Genomic DNA, 18843 nt, shown 5'->3' with positions numbered 1-18843 from the left:
AAGCTTCCGGAATTCCCGAGATCACCGTTGGCAGGGAACGGCTGAGTCGGAACCAGCGCCGCGTCCGGTTCTCGCTCAACGGACCGGGATTCCGCCGCCGCAGCGGGTGCCGGTTTCTTGGGCACACCAGGCCGCGCCAAGCGTCCAGCGGACGGCGGCGCTTGCGGCCGGAGAGCCGCGGGTGCGTGCTGCGGTCCCGACACGCTCGCGGGTACGGGGCTGTCGTGCTCACCGGTACGCGCCCGGGGCACCGCGTTTGGCTCGGTGGCCTGGCCGCCGTCGTGATGGAGCATGTCCGGGGTGATCCGGGGCAGCATCAACGGGGTGTGTGCGGCGTCGGCGTTCGGGACCGCGGGTTCCCGCGCGACCGGATACCGGGCCAGCGGGTCCCGGCCGGACGACGGCATTCGCGCCCGGAGCAGGCCGTAGAGTCCGGGCAGTCCGGCCAGGCCCGCCAATCCCCACCAGGCAGTCATGGCGATCCTCGCTTCCCTCGCGTCAACCGGGTCCGCGATCGGATAACCGGTCGGCGCGCGGACAATCGCGAGACCACCTGGACGTGTGACGCCGGAATCGAAAGCGGGCTACGCGGATTCTCCGGAAAGTTCGGCAAGCTTGCCCAGGATTTCGGCACCGTCGCCCAACGCTTCGCGCTCCACCGGCGAGATGCGCCACCACACCACCCCGGTGACGACCCTGCTCGGCGGAAGAACAACGAGATCTCCCGGGGAAAGAGCCTCCACCCCGGGCACCGAAGCGCAATTCCCGCACGTGCCGGGTTCGACGAAAAAGAAAGCTCCGTGCGGCGACAACGCCATCGGGCCGAGCGGCTCGCCTCCACTGAACGCGGCGAGTGCGCGCCAGCCGAGATGCGTCGGCGCGCGCAGGACGTCGAAATGCTCGCCGACCGGCGCGAGAATCGCCTGCCGGTGTACGGCCCACCATTCCGAGATCACGCGCGGATCGACCGAGGCCTCAGACCGGGGCACCGTCGGCTCCCGGCCGCCGAGCAGCTCGAAAGTGACCGGATGCCAGGTAGTCAGCCCGTCGCACACCGGCCCCGGCAACACCGGCCAGCCCCGCGCGGCGTAATGCTCGGCCGCCGCACGCAGAGCGCGCAACGCGGCCCCGTGGTCCCTGGCCAGACAACGCGAACGGCTTCCGCGCACGACAACGGTCATTACAAGGATCCCTTCCGAGAGACGAGCCCCGGCCGCGCGGATCGAACGGCGGTGGTCGGTGCGGGAATCGGCAGCCGGGGTACCGCCCGACAACCTTGCGGCCGAAGCTCGCCGCGGACCAGCCCGTAAACCGGCAGCAAACCGGAAGCGGGCGTTGCCGGGAGGCGCCTCGGACAGCACACAGTTCGCTTCCGCCTCAACTCCTCAGCGCGTCTGATTGCCCTCAGGAGCTGTGACGGCGGCGATCACGCGGTGCCGCCCACCGCCCCTGCCAGCCGGATCTGGTTGCGGCCGTTCTGCTTCGCCTGCAGCAACGCGCCGTCGGCGGAAGTGAGCAGCTGCTCCGCGGAGACGCCGTCGCCGGGATACGACGCGACTCCCATCGACGTACTCACTCCAGCCAGTGTCCGAGGCGACCCGTCTGTCGTAGCGGTCAGCACGATCGGGGTACTCGCGAGCCGGGCGCGAATCCGTTCGGCTACCGCCAGCACTTGGCCGCGCCCGAGGCCCGGCAGCAGGATCGCCAGCTCGTCCCCGCCGTAACGGGCGACGAGGTCCTGAGCCCGGACCTCCGACCGGACCAGGTCCGCGACCGCGCGGATGGCCTGGTCGCCCGCGGGATGCCCGTAGGTGTCGTTGATGGCCTTGAACTTGTCGAGGTCCAGGAACAGCACGCCGAGGCTGGTCTGGCTGAGTTTCGCGCGGTCGAGGGCCGCGGTGACGACGTCGGCCCAGTACACCGGCGTCGCCAGCCCGGTCTTCTGGTCCGTGCGGGACGCCCGCAAGTACTGGGGCAGCAAGAGATCGCGGTGCACGCACAGCACGGCGATCATCGGAGCAGGCAGCGCCCACGGCTCGTGCACCAGCAGCACGGCCATGGTCGCGCCGAGTCCCAGCGCCGAAGCGACGACCAGCTGGTCGCCGGGATGTCCGAGGGCTTGCCGGACCGGCAGTTTCCCGGGTGCCGACAGGCCGATCGCGACGACGACCAAAGCGTAGTTCACCAGCCACCACACGGCGGCCGCGCCAGCCACGAGCAGCAGCGACCACACGTCGTGCGGCAACCGGGCGCCGTCGGGCGAAACGTTGTCCAGGACCATCGAAGCGACGGCCGACGCGAGCACGAACGTCGCGGCGGAGTAGATCTTCCGGTACAGGATCGTCGGCCCGTAGACCCGGTACCAGCAATAGCCGTACGACACCGCAGTCAGGGCGATGACGAGCGGCAGCGGGAGCACCATCAGCGCGGCGAAAACCCACAGGCTCTTGAGATTCGTGTACGGCGCTTTCTTCGACGCCTGCTCGCGACGGCGCTCGATCGTGCGGACCGCCTCGAGATGCGCCACCGCGGCCGCGGTGAGCAGAGCGAACCACCACCACTGCGTCCGCGTGACCGAGACGGAGACCGACGAAAACACCGCGATCGCGACCGCGACGGCGTCAACCGCGAGCACCAGGCACAGCGCGGGACGCGGCAGGGACCACAACCCCCGCCTCGCTCTGCGTCTGCCACTCTCACCAGTCACGCTGGTATTCGCCCCTGTCCACGAAGAGTAACCAGAATAATCGCACTGTGACCGGCAGTCGATACGCCGGTCGGACCAACCACCCGCGAGAAAGGCACCGCCATGAGCAACGCACCCGGCAACGAATGGACCCGGTTCGGCCGCGGCAACGAGTGGACTCGCTGCCAGGGCAACGAATGGACCCGGCGAGGCAACGAGTGGGGCCGCCGCGGCAACGAGTGGACCCGCTGATCCGCTACCCCGGTTCGCGGCGGGCGCGGTTCCAGGCCGCACCCGCCGCGAGCGCCGTCAGCACGCCGAGTCCCCCCGAGACGGCGAGGACCGTGCTCGCGCTCGCCGCGGTCGCCGCGAGACCGGCCAGCGCGATCCCGGCTCCTTGGCTGGTCGTCAACGCGGTAGCGGCCAGCCCGTACGCCTGCGCCCGCCGATGATCGGGAACCGCCACCGTGAACGCCGCCGACGCCGGCAGATGGTAAGCGCTCGCCATGCCCGACAGCCCCCACAAAACCGCCGTCACGACCAGCCCCGGCCGCGTCGCGCACACCACGAGCGGCACGCTGGCCGCCATCGCGAGCGGCCCGAGCAACCGCATCCGCACCCGCGACGGCAACCGGGACACGATCAGCATCCCGAGCACCGTCCCCGCCGGACTCGCCGCGAGCAGCACCCCCACGGCCTGAGCGGACCCGCCGATCGACTCCGCGTACGGCGCCGCCAGCCCCTCGACCGTGACGTAAAACCCAGCCACACAAGCCAAACCGACCAGCGAACGCAACCGAGGCGTCCGCACGACCAGCACCGTCCCGGCCCGCAGATCCGCCCACCACCGCCCCACCCGAGTCCCGCTGTCCACCATTCCCGGCGCCGGCCGCCCCCGGATGCCGAACCGCACCACCACAGCCGACACCACGAACGTCACCCCGTCCGCGAGGAGCGCCTGCCCCGGCCCGAGAAACGCGACCAGCGTCCCGCCCGTCGCGAACCCCACCACCTGCGCCAGCTGGACCACCATGTCCAGCACGCCTTTGCCCAGCACGAACTCCTCGCCCGGCAAAATCGCCGCCGCGGTCGCCGCCCGAGCCGCGTTGCCCGGCGCCCCCACCGCCTGGACCACCACCAGCAGCGCCGCGACCGCGGGCAGCGGCAGCGCGGGAATCGCCATCGCCGCGACCAATCCCGCGCGCAGCAGATCCGCCCCCACCATGACCCGCCGCCGCGGCCACCGATCCGCCAGCCCCGACAGCAACGGACCGGCGAAAATCGACGGCACGTAGGTCAAGGCGTAGACCCCGGCGGTCCAGCCCGCCGAACGCGTCCGGTCGAACACCAGCAACGACAACGCCACCCGCGCGAACTGATCGCCCGCGACCGAAACCACCATGCTCGCGAACAGCGCCCGGAACTCGGACCTGCCGAACACCCGCCGATACGTCGCCACCCGTCTACTGTGGCCGATCACCGCCGACGCGGCACACCCCCGCAGGTACGGAAGCTCGATTTCGGCGGAGGATTCCTTTTTCTGCTTCGAGAGCGTTGCCGGGGCATGGCAATGTGCTGATTTCGTAGTGTGCGGCGGGGATTTCCGCCCGATTGGCCTATCGCCTCAGCCAGGCGAACCACGTCCGACCATCTGGTCCCCGACCAAGACGACACAGGGCCGCTGAAAAGTTCTTCGAGCATCGGCCAGACCCAGCGCCTCCTCCTCGATGAATTCCGTGGTCGGCACTCCCTTAGCCACCATCGCCCGGCGTCCGGGAAATAGCGCGCCGGACTCGATGCCGCAGATCCGCATCCAGCACCTGCGAATATTTCATCCTGCCGAGCAGTTCCCCGATAAATTCGACGCCGAAGTTCGGCAGTCGTGCCATCTCGACTGCCCAGAACACGGCCAGCCGCATCCAGTAGGGCCGTCCAGAATTCCAAGCCGACTCGACGGCAAGCTCGATCAGCCTCTCCGGCGTCGGCACTCCGCCCCCGCGGAGCGATTCCCACGCACGGGAAAACTCTCCCAGGCAGAACTCCAGATCACGCTCCAAGAAGGGCCACATCGGAACGAACCCGGACGCCTCAAGAGTCGCGCGGCCCTCCTGTTCGACGCCCACGCCGATCAGGCCGCCAGGCATGATTCCGATCCATGCCCCGTCGCCGCGGTACACGACCGGAGTCCACCCGGCCGCCTCGATCCCGCAGCCAGTCGGCGTCCCGAATTCCATAGCCATTCAAGAACTCTAGTGCTCGTTGTCTTCCGGGAACACCTTATTCGTCGCAGCTAGGAGAGGTTGCTCGAGAACGGCTCCGTGGTCTCCGTCAAGGGCGTACTTTGCCCGGGTCTTGGCTGACGTTCGCACCACGCCCTTCCGCTGCGCCACCACTCCCGGCGGCGAACCACGCCTCAGACTTCCTCTGTGCCCGCGAGGGTTCAACCCGGCTCCCCCGGGTAACCGGACCCCGAACCGCGACGGGAAGGATTGGCATGTGCCGTCTGTTCGGGCTGTCCGCCGCCCCGCACCGGGTGCACGCTACGTTCTGGTTGCTCGAAGCGCCCGACAGTCTCGCCGCCCAGAGCAGGCGTGAACCGGACGGGACCGGGCTCGGCGTTTTCGACGAGCGGGGCGTCCCGCAGGTGTGGAAGCAGCCATTGGCCGCTTACGAGGACGAAAAGTTCGCCTGCGAGGCGAAGCAATGCGTCTCGACGACCTTCCTCGCCCACATCCGTTACGCCTCGACCGGCGGCCTCGAACCAGCCAACACCCACCCCTTCCTCCAGCACGGGCGGTTGTTCGCCCACAACGGCGTCATCGGCGACTTGCCCCGACTGGAGGAGCGGCTCGGCGAGTACCGGGACCTGGTCCAGGGCGACACCGACTCCGAACGGTTCTTCGCCCTCGTCACCAAGGAAATCGACGCCCGCCGCGGCGACGTTGGCGCCGGGATCGCCGCCGCCGCGCGCTGGGTGGCCGCGAATCTGCCGGTCTACGCGCTCAACCTGATCCTCACCACGCCGGACGGACTGTGGGCCTTGCGCTACCCCGACACGCACGACCTGTTCGTCCTGCAGCGTTGCGCCGGAGGCCCGCACGGCGACCGTCACCTGGAACACGCGAGCGCCGCCGGCCGGATCCGGGCGCGTTCGGGCAGTCTCGCGCGCCATCGCGCCGTGGTCGTCGCCAGCGAACGCATGGACGAAGACCGCGGCTGGCAGGATCTGCGGCCTGGCGAACTGCTGCACGTCGACGCGGACCTGACGGTGACCCGCCGGATGGTGCTCGATCAGGCGCCGCGCCATCCGTTGAGCCTCGACGACCTCGGTGCCCATGCTGCCGCGTCCCAGCAAGGAAAGTGAGCCGTCCGACCGCAGCACCGGCGACGTCGCGGTCAGCCCCGTGGCCGCCCGCGAACCCGTCGCGATTCCCGGCGGCCGCATCCCGGACGGAGAACTGGGCAACGGCACCTCCGGATCCAGGGCGGGCTCGCCGTTACTGCCGACCTGGCAGCCGGGGAAGGACAGGCCGCCGGTGGCGAGCTAACCGATGACTTGGTGTCAAAAGCCTTGGTGAATCCGTCCATCAGGTATCGGTCACCTGTCAGGGAAGTACTCCCTTCAGCTGCCGGGCGACAGTGGCCAGCAGAGCTGGAACCTGCGGTCACCAGCCCATGGCATCGAGCCGGGCGAGGATCAGTTCCACCGCCTCGCCTGGCGTAGTCCGGGTCGTATCGATGCGGACCGCGGGATCTTCCGGGGGCTCGTAAGGCGAATCGATGCCGGTGAAATCCGGAAGCAGGCCAGCCCGTGCCTTCCGGTAGAGCCCCTTCGGGTCCCGTTCTTCGGCCACTTCCAGTGGCGTGTCGACGAAAACCTCGCAAAACTCCCCGGATTCGACCAGGCCGCTGGCGAGCGCCCGTTCCGAGCGGAACGGGGAGATGAACGACACCAGCACCACCAGCCCGGCGTCCACCATGAGTTTCGCGACTTCGGCTACCCGCCGGATGTTCTCCGTCCTCGCCTCGTCGCTGAAGCCTAGGTCGCGGTTGAGGCCGTGCCGGACGTTGTCGCCGTCCAGCAGGTAGGTGTGCTTACCCAGCGCGTGCAGCCGTCGTTCGAGGAGGTTCGCGATGGTGGACTTGCCCGCTCCCGACAGGCCGGTGAACCACACGACTCCTGGGCGGTGGCCGTTGCGTGCGGAGCGTTCCGCCTTGCCGACGTCGAGTGCTTGCCAGCGGACGTCCGGTGCGGCGTGCATGGCCTCGCGCACCAGGCCCGCGCCTAGGGTGTCGTGGTCGAAGCGGTCGGTCACGAGGAAGCCGCCGGTGTGGCGGTTGTCGTCGTAGGGGTCGAAGGCGGCCATCCGGTGCGTGGCGATCTCGCACTCGCCCAGTTCGTTGAAGCCGAGCGTGTCCGCCGGGAGCTCGGCCTGGGTGTCGAGGTCGATCCGGTGCCGGATCGCCGTCACGGTGCCGGGCACGACGGCCGTGCCGAGCTTGAAGTCGTACGGGCGGCCGATCGCGAGCGGTTTTTCCGAGAGCCACGCGAGCCGGGCGACGAACCGGTCCCCCGCCGTCGCCGGGTCGTCCGCGGCGCACAGCAATTCGCCGCGGCTGATGTCGAGTTCGTCGGTCAGCGTCACCGTGACCGACTGCCCGGCGAGCGCGAACTCGGCGTCCCCGGACGGCGCGAGGATCCGGTCGATCCGGGACTCGCGGCCGCTCGGCAGCGCGCGCACCCGTTCGCCGCGCCGGATCGTGCCGCCGGCGATCAGGCCGCTGTAGCCCCGGAAATCCGGGTCCGGCCGGTTCACCCACTGCACCGGCAGCCGGAACGCGGTCTCCGGCGACGGGTCCGGGGCCACCTTCACCGTCTCCAGCAGCTCCAGCAGCGGCGGGCCTTCGTACCACGGCGTGCGGTCGCTGGGCGAGGCGACGTTGTCACCGTCCACAGAGGACACTGGGACGCACTGGACGTCCGGCAGGCCGATCGTTTCGGCGAACCGCCGGTACTCGCTTTCGATGTCGGCGAACACCCGCTGCGAGAACGACATCAGGTCGAGTTTGTTCACCGCCACCACGACCGACGTGATCCCCAGCAGCGCGACGAGGCGGCTGATCCGCCGGGCATGCGGCAGCACGCCCTTGCGCGCGTCGACGAGCACGAGCGCGAGGTCGGAGACCGACGCGCCGGTGAGCACGTTCCGCAGGTACTGCTCATGCCCTGGAGTGTCGGCGACGACGAACTTCCGCCGCGCGGTGGAGAAGTAGCGGTAAGCCACGTCGATCGTGATGCCCTGTTCGCGCTCGGCCGTCAGTCCGTCGGTCAGCAGTGCGAAATCCATTGCCGCGCCTCGCGTCCCAAACCTGGCCGAGTCCGCGCGCAGTGCCGCGAGCTGGTCCTCGGGCACCGAGCCGGTCTCGTACAGCAGCCGTCCGATCAGCGTGCTCTTGCCGTCGTCGACGCTGCCGCACGCCAGGAACCGCAATACGCTCTTGTCGTCCGCACGAGGATCCATCAGAAGTACCCGTCCCGCTTCTTCCGTTCCATCGACCCCGTGCCGTCGTGGTCGATCATCCGTCCTTGCCGCTCCGAAACCGCTGCCTGCGCGACCTCCGCCACCAGTTCCGCCACGGTCGACGCGGTGCTCTCCACCGCGCCGGTCAGCGGGTAGCAGCCGAGCGTGCGGAACCGCACCGTCTTGAGTTCCGGCGTTTCCCCCGGCTCCAGCGGAAGCCGGTCGTCGTCCGCCATGATCAGCATGCCGTCGCGCCGGACCACCGGCCTCGGTTTCGCGAAGTACAGCGGCACCACGGGGATTTCCTCGCGCTGGATGTACTCCCACACGTCCAGCTCGGTCCAGTTCGACAGCGGGAACACCCGAACGCTCTCGCCTTCGCGGGTGCGCCCGTTGTACGTCCGCCACAGTTCCGGGCGCTGTCGCTTGGGGTCCCACTGGTGCTGCGCGGACCGGGTCGAGAAGACCCGTTCCTTGGCCCGCGAAAGCTCCTCGTCGCGACGCGCCCCGCCGAATGCCGCGTCGAAGCCGTGTTTGTCGAGCGCCTGCCGCAATCCCTGCGTTTTCCACCGGTCGGTGTGCACCGCCGAGCCGTGCGTGAACGGGTTGACGCCCTCGGCCAGGCACTCGGGGTTCTGGTGCACGATCAGGTCGAGCCCGAGTTCGGCCGCCGTCCGGTCGCGGAACTCGATCATCTCGCGGAATTTCCACGTGGTGTCCACGTGCAGCAGCGGGAACGGCAGCCGGGCCGGCCGGAACGCCTTGAGCGCCAGCCGGAGCAGCACCGAGCTGTCCTTGCCGATCGAGTAGAGCAGCACCGGGCGTTCGCTCTCGGCGACGGCCTCGCGGATGATGTGGATGCTTTCGGATTCCAGCTGGTCGAGCCGGCTCAGCGGACTCAGCGCACTCATCGGGGCAGCCCTTCCATGCGGTCGCGGTCGAGCGGACTGGGGCGGCGGTCGAGCCGCGCGGAGAGCAGCCGAGCGGCGTCCTCGGTGCGACCGGCCGAAATCAGGGCGTACAGCAGGGTTTCTTCGACGACTTCGCGTTGCGCGAGGCTGCCGCCGACCGAGCCGAGCGACGAATGTGCCCGGCGCAGCGCGGAAATCGCCTCTCCCCAGCGCTGTTCGAGCACTGCCGCCAGCCCCGCGCACACCGGCTCGAGCGATTCCCGGCAGGAACTCGCCGCCGCCCAGTTCTCCAAGCGGCGCAACGCCTCGACGTCGTTCGCGGCGGCGAGGGTCACCGCCGCGTGCAGTGCGGCGAAGGAATTCGGCGGGCACGTCAGCCATTCCGGCGGCGCGGCGGCGAGCACCCGCCCGGCCTGCCCGACCGTCCACTGCCGGGTCACCGCGCACCGCCAGATCAGCGATCCCGAGTCGACCAGTGCGCGCGGGCCGGTGACCAGCGGCGCGTCGAGCTGTTCGGCGTACCGGCGGCGCACTGCCTCGGCGTCGCCGAGAGTCAGCTCGTGCAGGGCGGCGTGCCAGGAGAAGTGCGCGCGCCCGGCCGCCTCGGCAGACCAGTCCCGGATCCAGCCGTCCAGCCACTCCAATCCCGCGCGGTGCGCACCTTGTTCGTAGAAGACATGCGTGCGCGCGTGCACCGCGTGCGCTGACGCGGGCTGTTCGGCCAGCGCCGCGACAGCCAGCGATTCGGCCTCGTCCCAGCGCCCCTGTTCCTGCCGGACGAAGGCCAGCTGGCCGCGATACCACCAGTCCCCGCCGAACGTCCGACCGAGCCGCTCGATCAGCGCCCACGACTCTTCGCCGCAGGTGAGTCCACCGAAGGCGATAGTCGGCACCGCGACGCTGATCGCCAGTGCGTCTCTCGGGTACTGGTCGAGGTACCGCAGCAGAGCACCGCCCCGGTCTTCCGGCCGGGAGATCAGCTCGGCGACCGCGGCGACGAAAGCGCGTTCCCGTTCGTCGCCGCGGGTAGCGTCGAGCGCGGCCCGCAACCGCTCCCGGCAGCCGGAGGCCACGCCCCATTCGTGTCCGAGTAGCGCCAGCGTCGCGTGCCCGAGCGCGAACCCGGGGTCGGCCTCGGTCGCCGCAGTCAGCCGCTCGATCGCGCCGTCCTGTCCCAGCAGAACGCGGTCTACGCCTTCGTTGAACGCCTCGGCGGCCTCGGGGGTCGTGCTCAGCGAGAGCCCGTACCGGTCCCGCGGCCGCCGACGACGGCACCGATCGGCGAAAGCCAGGACCTCGGCGGCGACAATCCCCGCCTGCGCCCGGATCTCCGGGATCGCGGTGGTCTCCCACAGCGTGCCGATCCGCAGCGAGCCGAGTGTCCACAATGGATGATCGGCCAGCCTGCCGCCGTCGCCGGTGCCGAAGCCGAGCCCGTGCGGCCCCGGCTCCGCCAGCCCGCGGGCCAGCAAGTCCGCCACCAGCGGGTCCTGGACCTCGTGCGGCCGTTTCCTCGGCCCGGTGCAGTTGACCACGGCTCCGGCCCGCAGGATCCGGCCGCCGGTCAGCGTCACCTTCAGCCCGTCTCCGTCGGCGGCAGCGTCGAGCACCTCCGCGGGCAACACCCGCAGCCGTCCCGCGCGGCGAGCCGCGTGCAGCCGATCGGCGGCCTCCGGCGGCATCCGGTGCCGGAGCACGTCCCACTGCCGGACACAGGTGCCGAGAAACCGGTCTTGCTCGGCGGGAGAAAAGGATTGCCAAACCGCCGGTGTGTGCGGGCGCAGGCCGTCGACGGCGGCGCGCCAGCCGCGTCCGTCGCGCAGGCAGGCCCGCATGTGGCCGGTCACCGCGCGCCGCACGTCGTCCAGTCCGCCGAGTCCCGCCGGGTCGAGCGGAGCAGGCGGCGACGGCCGTCTCGCGTGCCGTCGCGGCAGAAGGCCGTGCCGGGAGATCGCGGTGACAGTCCGGCCCGGCCCTTCAAGCGCCAGCGCCGCGTCGACCATGGTCAGGCCGGTCCCGACGAGCAGGACGTCCTCGCCGGCCGGGATGCGCTCGAGCGCGCCGGGCGCCCAGGGGTCGGCGACGAACCGGGGCGAGGCGCGCAGGCTCTCCGGAGCCCAGTCGCAGCCGGGCGGGAAGACGCCCAGCGCGAGCACCGCGGCGTCCGCGCTCAGCACCTCGCCCGAGGCCAGTGTCAGCTCGACGCCGCCCGCGCGGCGGAGGCCGACGACCCGGTGGCGCACCCGCCGCAGCCGCGCGCACGACGCCCGTTCGGCCTCCGCGAGCACCTCGCCGAGATACCGGCCGAACTCCGCCCGCGGCAGGAAGCCGTCCGGTTCCGCGCCCGCCCACCGCGCGAAGTGGCCTGGTTCGCCGTCGACCGCGCTCAGCTTGCCCGCCGGGACGTTGAGCAGATGCCGGGCGTTCGAGGCCGAGTACGCGACGCCCCGCCCGGCCTCGCCCCGGTCGACGAGCAGGACTTCGAGCGGGCTTTTCGCCTGTGCCAGCAGCCGGATCGCGGTCAGCGTGCCCGCGGCTCCGGCCCCGACGATCGCGACCCGTGCTCCGGTTCGCTCCATGGTGCCCCCAGTAATCTACTTAATTGGTAGATTTTATAGATTTAAGAGGAAAACGATAGCCGCCCCCCGCCCGCGCCGGAAGGCTCCGGCTGCGGGAATGATGAGGGCGTGAGGGTGACAGCGAAGGTCGACTACGCCATCCGTGCCTGCGTGCAGCTGGCCGCCGACGCCGACGACGGACCGGTGACGGCCGCCCGGCTCGCCGTCGAGCAGGACATCCCGCTCAAGTTCCTGCACGCGGTGCTGACCGACCTGAAACGCGCCCGGCTCGTGCAGAGCACGCGCGGGCCGGACGGCGGGTACGCCCTCGCCCGGCCCGCCACCGAGATCAGCGTGGCCGACGTCTTCCGCGCGATCGACGGCCCGATGCTGACCGTCCGCGACCGCGGGCTGTCGGACCTGCACTACACCGGGCCCGCGCGGCCGCTGCTGGAGCTGTGGATGGCGACCCGGACCAGCCTGCGCGACATCTTCGAGAACACGACGCTCGCCGGAGCCGTGGCGGGCGAACTGCCCTCCGCGGTCACCGAGCTCGCGCAGCGCTACCGCGACGACCGCCGTTACTGAAGAAGCGACTCGACCAGTTCGGCGGGCCCCGGCTGCGCGTCGTTCTCGGCTTTCAACGCTCGCGCGGCCTCGCGGTGGACGTCCCCGAGCAGCGTCCGCACGTGCTCTCGGACCAGATCCGGCTCAAGCAGCTGATAGTCGACGCTCAGGCCGATCTTGGCGGCGGAGATCAGCTTCCCGTTGACGAACGCGTCCGCCATGCCGGGCACCGCCAGCTGCGGCAGGCCCGCGGCGACCGCGGCCATCATCGTCCCGCCGTGCCCGGCGTGCACCACGACGTCGCACGAGGGCAGCAGATTCTCCAGCGGGACGCCGGTGCGGAACACCGCGTTGGCCGGCCCCTCGCCGAGCAGCCCGCGAGACTTCTCGTCGAGCAGGACGATCTGTTCCACCGGCTCGCCGGAGAGCGCGTCGAGCACCGCCCGCACCGGAGCGACGTGGCCGCCCGCGCGGGCGAACGTCGCGCTCCAGGCGACGACGACCTTCGGCGCCCGCGACGCCGGGGGTTCCCGTTCGAGCACCGCCGAACCATTGAAAGGGACATACCGAATATTCCGGGAATCAGGCAACGAATCGACCGAGAGGCTCGGCGGCGCGGGTTCCGCGGTATGCGTTCCGGTCAGCGGCGTCCGGCCTTTTTCGGCAAACCATGAAATACCGAAACGATTGCAGAGCTCTTCGAGCGGCTCTACCGCATTCGGAACGCGAAGGTAACCCGAATCGGGGCCCCAGCAATGGCGTGCCGACGGAATGCCGAGCAATCCGGCCAGCACCGGACCGGCGAAGCACCTCGGTTCGAACACCACGAGATCGGGCCGCCAGCCCCGGCAGTGCTCCAGCAGCGGCTCGATCATCGCCTCGCTCGTCCCGGCGAACATCGCCGCGCTGCGCCGGGCGCGCTCGGCGTGGTGGGCCCGCCAGTCGATGTCCGCGGCGGGATCCGGGGCCGCGTCCGCCCCGCGCCAGTACGAGGCGAAGTCCGGATCCGGGCCCGCGGGCACGGTGACCAGGCCCGCTCCGGTGACCACCGGCGCGAACCCGGGCGCGCAGGCGAACCGGACATCGTGCCCGGCGTTGCGGAACGCCCACGCGGTGGGAAACAACGGGTAGCAATGACCCGCCGCGGCGAGAGCGGTGAACAGGACACGCATCGGCCAGGCTCCTTCCGTCCGGAACCGACCCTGCCGCCGCGCCCTCGAGGCGGGCGCACCGATCGGTGAAAAGAGGTAAAAGCTCGGCAAACCCGCAGGTGTTGAGCGGTGTCGGCGGTGTTGACAAAGCCATAGTCCCGGTGTTGAGTGGCACCCACTGGGTGGAATATCGACTGACTGCACGTTTTGCCGGGCAAGCGGCGCCGGACGCTTCCCCGGCAAACGGCTATTCGGGGCGGACTGAAGCACGAAAATCATTCGGTCTTTTGTGCCAGCTGCCGTGGAAACGACCCGCTCATCGGGTCCTGGGGGTAGGGATGCTGACCAATGAGCCTGGAAGTCAATGTATTAGGTCCGGTCGAGGCTTATCTCGACGGGCGAGCCGTCACGCCGTCGGCTCCGAAGATCCGGCGGGTGCTGGCCATGCTCGCGCTGCGCTGCGGGAAAATCGTTCCCGCTGAGCAGATCATGGACGAGCTGTGGGGCGAGAACCCGCCGAAAAGCTCCACGACGACCTTGCAGACCTACATCTACCAGCTGCGCCGATCGGTCTTCGACGTCGCGGCCGGCCTGCACGCGCCGTCGCTGATCACGCGGACGCCCGGCTATCTGCTCAATTTGCCGAGCGAGAATGTCGACGCGTGGCGATTCAAACGGGACCTCGATCGCGGTCGCGAGCTGATGGCCCGCGGGCAGACCGCCGCGGCGCTGAAAGCCGTCAACGACGCATTGCGGCTGCGGCGCGGCAACCCGCTCGCCGACGTCCGGTGCGGGCTGCTGCTCGAAGGCCAGGTCGCGGCGCTCAACGAGGACTGGCTCAGCGCGGTCGAACTGCGCTTCGACGCCGAGCTGCTGCTCGGCACGCACGCGAACATCATCGGGGATCTTCGCGAGCTGGTGAACCAGAACCCGCTCAACGAAAAACTGCACGCCCAGCTCATGCTGGCGCTGCACAAGTCCGGCCGCCGCGCCGACGCGCTCGGGGTCTACCAGCAGATCCGCGCGAACCTGCGCGAGGAGCTGGGCTCCGACCCGTCGCCGGTGCTGCGCGAAGCGCAGGCCGTCGTGCTCGGCGGGCAGGCGCGCGAGCACATCCGGGCGAGCGGGCCCGCGACGCGGGCGAGGGACGGGCTCGTCCCCCGGCAGCTGCCGCCGGACATCTCGGACTTCACCGGGCGCGGCGCGGAAACCGCGCAGCTGGCCGACTTCGTGGCCAGTCCCGGCGGCCGGGACTCCAGCCGGGTGGTGTCGGTCACCGGCGGCATCGGCTCCGGGAAGACGTCGCTGGCGGTGCACGTCGCCCACCGGGTGAAGGAGCATTTCCCGGACGGGCAGCTGTACGCCGAGATGCGCGCCGCCGACGGCACGCAGACCTCGGCCCGCGAGGTGCTCGGCCGGTTCCTCCGGTCCCTGCACTACCGCACCGAGGAGATCCCGGAGTCGCTGCCGGAGCGGGCCAGCCTCTTCCGCTCGGCGCTGGCCCCGAAGTCGATGCTGGTGCTGCTCAACGGAGTCGAGGACGCGAGCGACATCCGCGACCTCATCCCGGCCGGGCCGGGCAACGCCGTGATCGTCACCAACCGCAGGCCCGCCTACGGCCTTCCCGGCGCGCGCGAGCTGAAAGTCGGCCCGATGACCGCCGACGACGCGGTGCGGCTGCTGTCGGCGGTGGCCTGGAACCATCCGGTCGCCGAGCACCCGGACGCGGCGCGCAAGGTCGTCGAGCTGTGCGGGCGGGTCCCCCTCGCCGTCCGCGCCGCCGCCGAACGGCTGCGGACGTGGAACTGCCTGACCCTGGACGATTTCGCGAACCGGCTGGAGCATCGCACCGCCCGGCTCTCGGAGCTGCGCACCCGGGACTTCGACCTGGCCGCGCGGATCGCGGAGGCCTGCGACGCACTCGACGTCCAGGCCCGGGAAGTGCTCCGGCAGCTGGCGATCCACGACCCCGCGGTGTTCTCCGAACGCCGCGTCCGGCGGCTGGCCCCGCCCGGCTGCGACGTCGAGTCGGTGCTGACGACGCTGCTGGAGTCGCGGCTGATCACGTTCGCGCCGTCCGGCGAGCACAGACGGCCGCAGTTCCAGATCCCGGAACTGGCGCGGCTCTACGCGCTGGAACAGCTGTCCGCACCGGCTCGCGCGGCTTGCTAGCCGCGTCGAACCGGGAAAAGCAGCGGGGTCCCTTCCTTCGAGGAAGGGACCCCGTCGCTTTCCGGGTCCGGGCTATCTGCCCAGCAGCACGGCCGCGTTGAACCCGCCCAATCCCCTTGCCACCACCAGGATCCGGTCGAGCCGCAGCTCGCGCGCGGCGCCGTGCACGAGGTCGAGCCGGTACGCGGAGCCCGAGACCGCGGGGGTCGGCGGCAGGACTTGCTCGGTCAGCGCCCGGCAGGCCATCGCGAGGTCCCACGACGCGCCGGCCGCGTACATCCGGCCCACGCCCGCCTTCGGGGCCGTCACCGGCACCCCGTCCGGGCCGAACACCTCCGCCAGCGCGGCGGCCTCCGCCGCGTCGAGGTCGGCGGAACCCGCCGCGTCCGCGAACACTGCGTCCACTTCGGACGGTCCGATTCCCGCGTCGGCGAGGCATTTCCGGATCGCGGCGGCCAGCCTCGGCGGGCGGGAGGTCCACGGCGCCGGGTCGAACGTCGCGGCGTAGCCGAGCACCTTGGCCAGTTCCCGGCCGCGCCCGGCCCGCTCCATCGTCATCATCACCGCGCCCTCGCCCGGCACGTGCCCGGCCGCCGCGGCCTCGAACGGCAGATACGCCGTGCGCGGGTCCTTGCCGGTGCTCAGCCTGCCGCTCGTCATCAGGCAGACCAGCCCGTAGGGCGAGAGCGCGGAGTCGTAGCCGCCGACGACCGCGTGGGAGGCGCCGTCCCGGAACGCTTGGCGCGCCTGGCCGACGACGTCGAGCCCGCCGGCCTGTTCCGAGCACACGACGCTCCCCTGCCCGCGCAGGTCGTGCCGGATCGACACCTGGCCGGTGGTCGCCGCGTAGAACCAGGCGATCGACTGATAGGCGCTCACTTCCTCCGGCCCGCCCGACCACAGCCCGGTCATCTCCCGCTGTCCGAATTGGACCCCGCCGGACGAACTGGCGACCAGCACCGCCCGTTCGTCCGGGGGAATCTCCGCCCACTCGGTGTCCGCCACCGCCATCCGCGCGGCGGCGAGGCCGAAATGAGTTCCGGGGTCGGTCTGCACCCGCAGGCGCTTGGGAACCCATTCCCCGGTGTCGAAACCGCGCACCTGCCCGGCGAGGACCGTCGGGTAGGACGAAACGTCGAACGAACTGATCGGCGCCAGCGCCGAGCGCCCTTCGACCGCCGCCGTCCACGAAGCGTCGAAGTCGTTGCCGTTCGGCGCGACCACGCCGATCCCGGTGATCGCGAGCACGTCAGCCACAGCCGTCCTCCGGTTTGGTCAGCACCACCGCGGACTGGAATCCGCCGAACCCGCTGCCGATGCTCACCGCGGTGCCGACCCGGTGCGCCCGCGCGGCGAGCGGCACGTAGTCGAGATCGCACTGCGGATCGGCGGTGCGCAGGTTCGCCGTCGGCGGCACGAATCCGTGTTCCATCGCCAGCACGCACGCCACCAGCTCGATCGATCCGATGGCGCCGAGCGAATGCCCCACCATCGACTTGATCGAACTCATCGGCACCGCGTAGGCGTGGTCGCCGAGGGCGAGCTTGACCGCGGCGGTCTCGTGCCGGTCGTTCTGCACGGTGCCCGAGCCGTGTGCGTTGACGTAGTCCACTTGTTCCGGCGCTCGCCCGGCTTTGGTCAGCGCGCGGGTGATCGCCTGCGCCATTTCGACGCCGTCCTCGCGCAGCCCGGTCATGTGATAAGCGTTGCTGCGGCTGGAAAATCCGGAAACCTCGCAGTACACGCGCGCACCGCGCCGCCGGGCGTGCTCCGCTTCCTCCAGCACCAGGATCGCGGCCCCCTCGCCGAGCACGAAGCCGTCCCGGCCGCGGTCGAACGGGCGCGACGCCTCGGCCGGATCCCCGGCGAACGGAGTCGTCGCGCGGATCGCGTCGAAGCAAGCCACCGTGATGGGCGAGATCGGCGCGTCGGTCGCCCCGGCGATCATGACCTCCGCTCCGCCGTCCTCGATGGTCCGCGCGGCGTAACCGACCGCGTCGAGCCCGGACGTGCAGCCGTTCGAGACCGTCTTGACCGGGCCTTCCGCGCCCGCCGCCCAGGCGACCTCGGCCGACAGCGAGCTGGGCACGAGATACCAGTGGCAGTGCGGCGACGCGTAGCCCGGATCGACTTCCCACAACCGGCCGCGGTCGCTGACGACGACGTACTCGCGCTCCAGCGCCATGGTCTGGCCGACCGCGCTGCCGAGGCTCACTCCGATGTCGCCGGCGTCGGTGTCCGACAGCGCGAGCCCGCTGTCCTCGATCGCCTCCCGCGCGCTCACGACGGCGAGCTGCGCGGCCCGGTCCATCCGGCGGGTGTCGCGTTCGGACAGTCCTTCGGCGAGCGGGTCGAAATCGCATTCGGCCGCGACCTGCGACCGGAACCGGGACGGATCGAACAGGCTGATCCGCCGCGTCGCCGTCCGGCCCGCGCGCAGCAGCTCCTCGAACTGTTTCGCCCCGGCGGCCCCGGGCGCGACCACGCCGATCCCGGTGACGACCACGCGCCTGCTCACGGCCGCTCCGCGGGATACGCCTCGGTGTCGACGTGGCCGACCTCCGGGCGCGGCGCGAGCGGAGCGAGGAAGAACACCGCCTGCGCCGGCTCGTCGCCGTGGTTCTCCAGCCGGTGGCGCGCGCCGCGGGTGATCATCACGGCCTGGTCGCGTTCCAGCTCGACGGGCTCGCCGTTGACCCGCACCCGGACGCGCCCGTCGGTGACGACCAGGAATTCGTCGGAGTACGGGTGGTAGTGCTCGGAAACGTGCTCGCCGGGTTCGAGCCGCACGATCCCGGTGAAGCCCGCTGTCGCGCCGACTGTCGCCGGGCTGAGCAGCACCCGCAGGTCCCCGCCCCGGCGCCGGTTCGGCTGCACGGAGTCGAACCGGACCACGTCCGCGGTTGAAGCAGTCATGCGAAGGCCCTTTCTCAGCGGGTCCAGGTGTAGAACGGTTTCGCCATGGCGTCGCGCGGTTCCCGCCACGACTCGTGATAGGGACTGACCACTTCGGACAGTCTGGTGTCGATGTCGCGGAAGAGCGGATGCTCGCGCACCGTGCGCAGGTTCGGCTCCACCGCCTCGTCGGCCTCCACGAGGTGGAAATACAGGCCGTGGAAGGAAAACAGCGTCCGGCGGGACACCCCGAGCAAATGCGGCAGCTCGGTCCCGTCGGAATCGGCGAAGGTCTGCGCGACGTAGTCGAGGTCCTTCTCGTCGACTTTCGCGACGATCAGCGTTCGGTCACCCATGCCCCGGATCGTGGCTGGCCCGGCT

General features: G+C 70.6%; 17 protein-coding genes. 5 read left to right on the top strand and 12 right to left on the bottom strand.

Going from position 1 to position 18843, the window contains the following annotated elements; genetic code table 11:
- Nucleotides 1-584: 584 nt before the first annotated feature.
- Both ACZ63D_RS21345 and ACZ63D_RS21340 read right to left on the bottom strand, forming a co-directional pair.
- A complete protein-coding gene (locus ACZ63D_RS21345) occupies nt 585-1181 on the bottom strand; it encodes a bifunctional DNA primase/polymerase (protein ID WP_465356061.1) in 597 nt (198 codons plus the stop codon).
- A 245-nt stretch (nt 1182-1426) separates the two neighbouring features.
- Nucleotides 1427-2668 (bottom strand): GGDEF domain-containing protein, encoded by a 1242-nt coding sequence (locus tag ACZ63D_RS21340; protein ID WP_465356060.1) that lies wholly within the window; start codon nt 2666-2668, stop codon nt 1427-1429.
- 141 nt (nt 2669-2809) lie between these two features.
- On the opposite strand from ACZ63D_RS21340, the gene ACZ63D_RS21335 reads away from it, so the two are divergent.
- Nucleotides 2810-2938 carry a hypothetical protein gene (locus ACZ63D_RS21335; protein ID WP_465356059.1) on the top strand — a complete coding sequence of 43 codons (129 nt, stop codon included), beginning with the start codon at nt 2810-2812 and terminating at the stop codon, nt 2936-2938.
- Nucleotides 2939-2942: 4 nt separating this feature from the next.
- Here the strand turns inward: ACZ63D_RS21335 and ACZ63D_RS21330 are convergent, their stop codons facing one another.
- Together ACZ63D_RS21330 and ACZ63D_RS21325 are read right to left on the bottom strand one after the other, a co-directional pair.
- Nucleotides 2943-4145 carry an MFS transporter gene (locus tag ACZ63D_RS21330; protein WP_465356058.1) on the bottom strand — a complete coding sequence of 401 codons (1203 nt, stop codon included), beginning with the start codon at nt 4143-4145 and terminating at the stop codon, nt 2943-2945.
- A 292-nt stretch (nt 4146-4437) separates the two neighbouring features.
- Nucleotides 4438-4926, bottom strand: coding sequence for a hypothetical protein (locus ACZ63D_RS21325; protein ID WP_465356057.1), 489 nt, complete (start codon nt 4924-4926; stop codon nt 4438-4440).
- Nucleotides 4927-5180: 254 nt separating this feature from the next.
- Here ACZ63D_RS21325 and ACZ63D_RS21320 point away from each other — a divergent pair, with 254 nt between their 5' ends.
- Entirely contained in the window at nt 5181-6050 is an 870-nt protein-coding gene (locus tag ACZ63D_RS21320; protein WP_465356056.1) for a class II glutamine amidotransferase, read from the top strand.
- On the top strand, nt 6022-6234 hold the full coding sequence (locus ACZ63D_RS21315; protein WP_465356055.1) for a hypothetical protein: 213 nt from the start codon (nt 6022-6024) through the stop codon (nt 6232-6234). The genes ACZ63D_RS21320 and ACZ63D_RS21315 overlap by 29 nt, the downstream gene beginning before the upstream one ends.
- A gap of 117 nt (nt 6235-6351) precedes the next feature.
- Here ACZ63D_RS21315 and cysC read toward each other — a convergent pair whose 3' ends face one another.
- From cysC to ACZ63D_RS21300, 3 genes are read right to left on the bottom strand one after another with little or no spacing between them, the layout of a single operon-like run.
- On the bottom strand, nt 6352-8208 hold the full coding sequence (cysC, locus tag ACZ63D_RS21310) for an adenylyl-sulfate kinase (RefSeq protein ID WP_465356054.1): 1857 nt from the start codon (nt 8206-8208) through the stop codon (nt 6352-6354).
- The gene (gene cysD, locus ACZ63D_RS21305; protein WP_465356053.1) at nt 8208-9119 is read right to left on the bottom strand and encodes a sulfate adenylyltransferase subunit CysD; all 912 of its coding nucleotides are present in this window, start codon (nt 9117-9119) and stop codon (nt 8208-8210) included. The genes cysC and cysD overlap by 1 nt, the downstream gene beginning before the upstream one ends.
- Nucleotides 9116-11698, bottom strand: a complete 2583-nt coding sequence (locus ACZ63D_RS21300) for an FAD/NAD(P)-binding protein (RefSeq protein ID WP_465356052.1) — start codon at nt 11696-11698, stop codon at nt 9116-9118. Before ACZ63D_RS21300 ends, cysD begins: the two co-directional genes overlap by 4 nt.
- A gap of 108 nt (nt 11699-11806) precedes the next feature.
- On the opposite strand from ACZ63D_RS21300, the gene ACZ63D_RS21295 reads away from it, so the two are divergent.
- Nucleotides 11807-12265: an RrF2 family transcriptional regulator gene (locus ACZ63D_RS21295; RefSeq protein WP_465356051.1), complete on the top strand. Its 459-nt coding sequence runs from the start codon at nt 11807-11809 to the stop codon at nt 12263-12265.
- Here the strand turns inward: ACZ63D_RS21295 and ACZ63D_RS21290 are convergent.
- Nucleotides 12259-13416: a nucleotide disphospho-sugar-binding domain-containing protein gene (locus ACZ63D_RS21290; RefSeq protein ID WP_465356050.1), complete on the bottom strand. Its 1158-nt coding sequence runs from the start codon at nt 13414-13416 to the stop codon at nt 12259-12261. The genes ACZ63D_RS21295 and ACZ63D_RS21290 overlap by 7 nt on opposite strands.
- 327 nt (nt 13417-13743) lie before the next feature.
- On the opposite strand from ACZ63D_RS21290, the gene ACZ63D_RS21285 reads away from it, so the two are divergent.
- Complete coding sequence (locus tag ACZ63D_RS21285; protein WP_465356049.1) at nt 13744-15567, top strand: AfsR/SARP family transcriptional regulator; 1824 nt, start codon at nt 13744-13746, stop codon at nt 15565-15567.
- 72 nt (nt 15568-15639) lie between these two features.
- Here ACZ63D_RS21285 and ACZ63D_RS21280 read toward each other — a convergent pair whose 3' ends face one another.
- The 4 genes from ACZ63D_RS21280 to ACZ63D_RS21265 are packed head-to-tail and all read right to left on the bottom strand — an operon-like array spanning nt 15640 to nt 18818.
- Nucleotides 15640-16824 (bottom strand): beta-ketoacyl synthase N-terminal-like domain-containing protein, encoded by a 1185-nt coding sequence (locus ACZ63D_RS21280; RefSeq protein WP_465356048.1) that lies wholly within the window; start codon nt 16822-16824, stop codon nt 15640-15642.
- On the bottom strand, nt 16817-18085 hold the full coding sequence (locus tag ACZ63D_RS21275) for a beta-ketoacyl-[acyl-carrier-protein] synthase family protein (protein WP_465356047.1): 1269 nt from the start codon (nt 18083-18085) through the stop codon (nt 16817-16819). Before ACZ63D_RS21275 ends, ACZ63D_RS21280 begins: the two co-directional genes overlap by 8 nt.
- Nucleotides 18082-18483, bottom strand: coding sequence for a cupin domain-containing protein (locus ACZ63D_RS21270; protein ID WP_465356046.1), 402 nt, complete (start codon nt 18481-18483; stop codon nt 18082-18084). The genes ACZ63D_RS21275 and ACZ63D_RS21270 overlap by 4 nt, the downstream gene beginning before the upstream one ends.
- Before the next feature lie 14 nt (nt 18484-18497).
- A complete protein-coding gene (locus tag ACZ63D_RS21265) occupies nt 18498-18818 on the bottom strand; it encodes a TcmI family type II polyketide cyclase (protein ID WP_465356045.1) in 321 nt (106 codons plus the stop codon).
- Nucleotides 18819-18843 lie beyond the last annotated feature (25 nt).

It is taken from the genome of Amycolatopsis sp. NPDC104775, assembly GCF_055583325.1.
The sequence above is the reverse complement of the archived record's forward strand: the minus strand, read 5'-3'. Positions and strand labels throughout refer to the sequence as shown.

Bases quoted from the DNA above. Each gene is read 5' to 3' on its own strand.
- ACZ63D_RS21345 (WP_465356061.1), bottom strand. From the start codon at position 1,181: ATGACCGTTGTCGTGCGCGGAAGCCGTTCGCGTTGTCTGGCCAGGGAC.
- ACZ63D_RS21335 (WP_465356059.1), top strand. From the start codon at position 2,810: ATGAGCAACGCACCCGGCAACGAATGGACCCGGTTCGGCCGCGGCAAC.
- ACZ63D_RS21325 (WP_465356057.1), bottom strand. From the start codon at position 4,926: ATGGCTATGGAATTCGGGACGCCGACTGGCTGCGGGATCGAGGCGGCC.
- ACZ63D_RS21320 (WP_465356056.1), top strand. From the start codon at position 5,181: ATGTGCCGTCTGTTCGGGCTGTCCGCCGCCCCGCACCGGGTGCACGCT.
- ACZ63D_RS21315 (WP_465356055.1), top strand. From the start codon at position 6,022: ATGCTGCCGCGTCCCAGCAAGGAAAGTGAGCCGTCCGACCGCAGCACC.
- cysC (WP_465356054.1), bottom strand. From the start codon at position 8,208: ATGGATCCTCGTGCGGACGACAAGAGCGTATTGCGGTTCCTGGCGTGC.
- cysD (WP_465356053.1), bottom strand. From the start codon at position 9,119: ATGAGTGCGCTGAGTCCGCTGAGCCGGCTCGACCAGCTGGAATCCGAA.
- ACZ63D_RS21300 (WP_465356052.1), bottom strand. From the start codon at position 11,698: ATGGAGCGAACCGGAGCACGGGTCGCGATCGTCGGGGCCGGAGCCGCG.
- ACZ63D_RS21290 (WP_465356050.1), bottom strand. From the start codon at position 13,416: ATGCGTGTCCTGTTCACCGCTCTCGCCGCGGCGGGTCATTGCTACCCG.
- ACZ63D_RS21285 (WP_465356049.1), top strand. From the start codon at position 13,744: ATGAGCCTGGAAGTCAATGTATTAGGTCCGGTCGAGGCTTATCTCGAC.
- ACZ63D_RS21270 (WP_465356046.1), bottom strand. From the start codon at position 18,483: ATGACTGCTTCAACCGCGGACGTGGTCCGGTTCGACTCCGTGCAGCCG.
- ACZ63D_RS21265 (WP_465356045.1), bottom strand. From the start codon at position 18,818: ATGGGTGACCGAACGCTGATCGTCGCGAAAGTCGACGAGAAGGACCTC.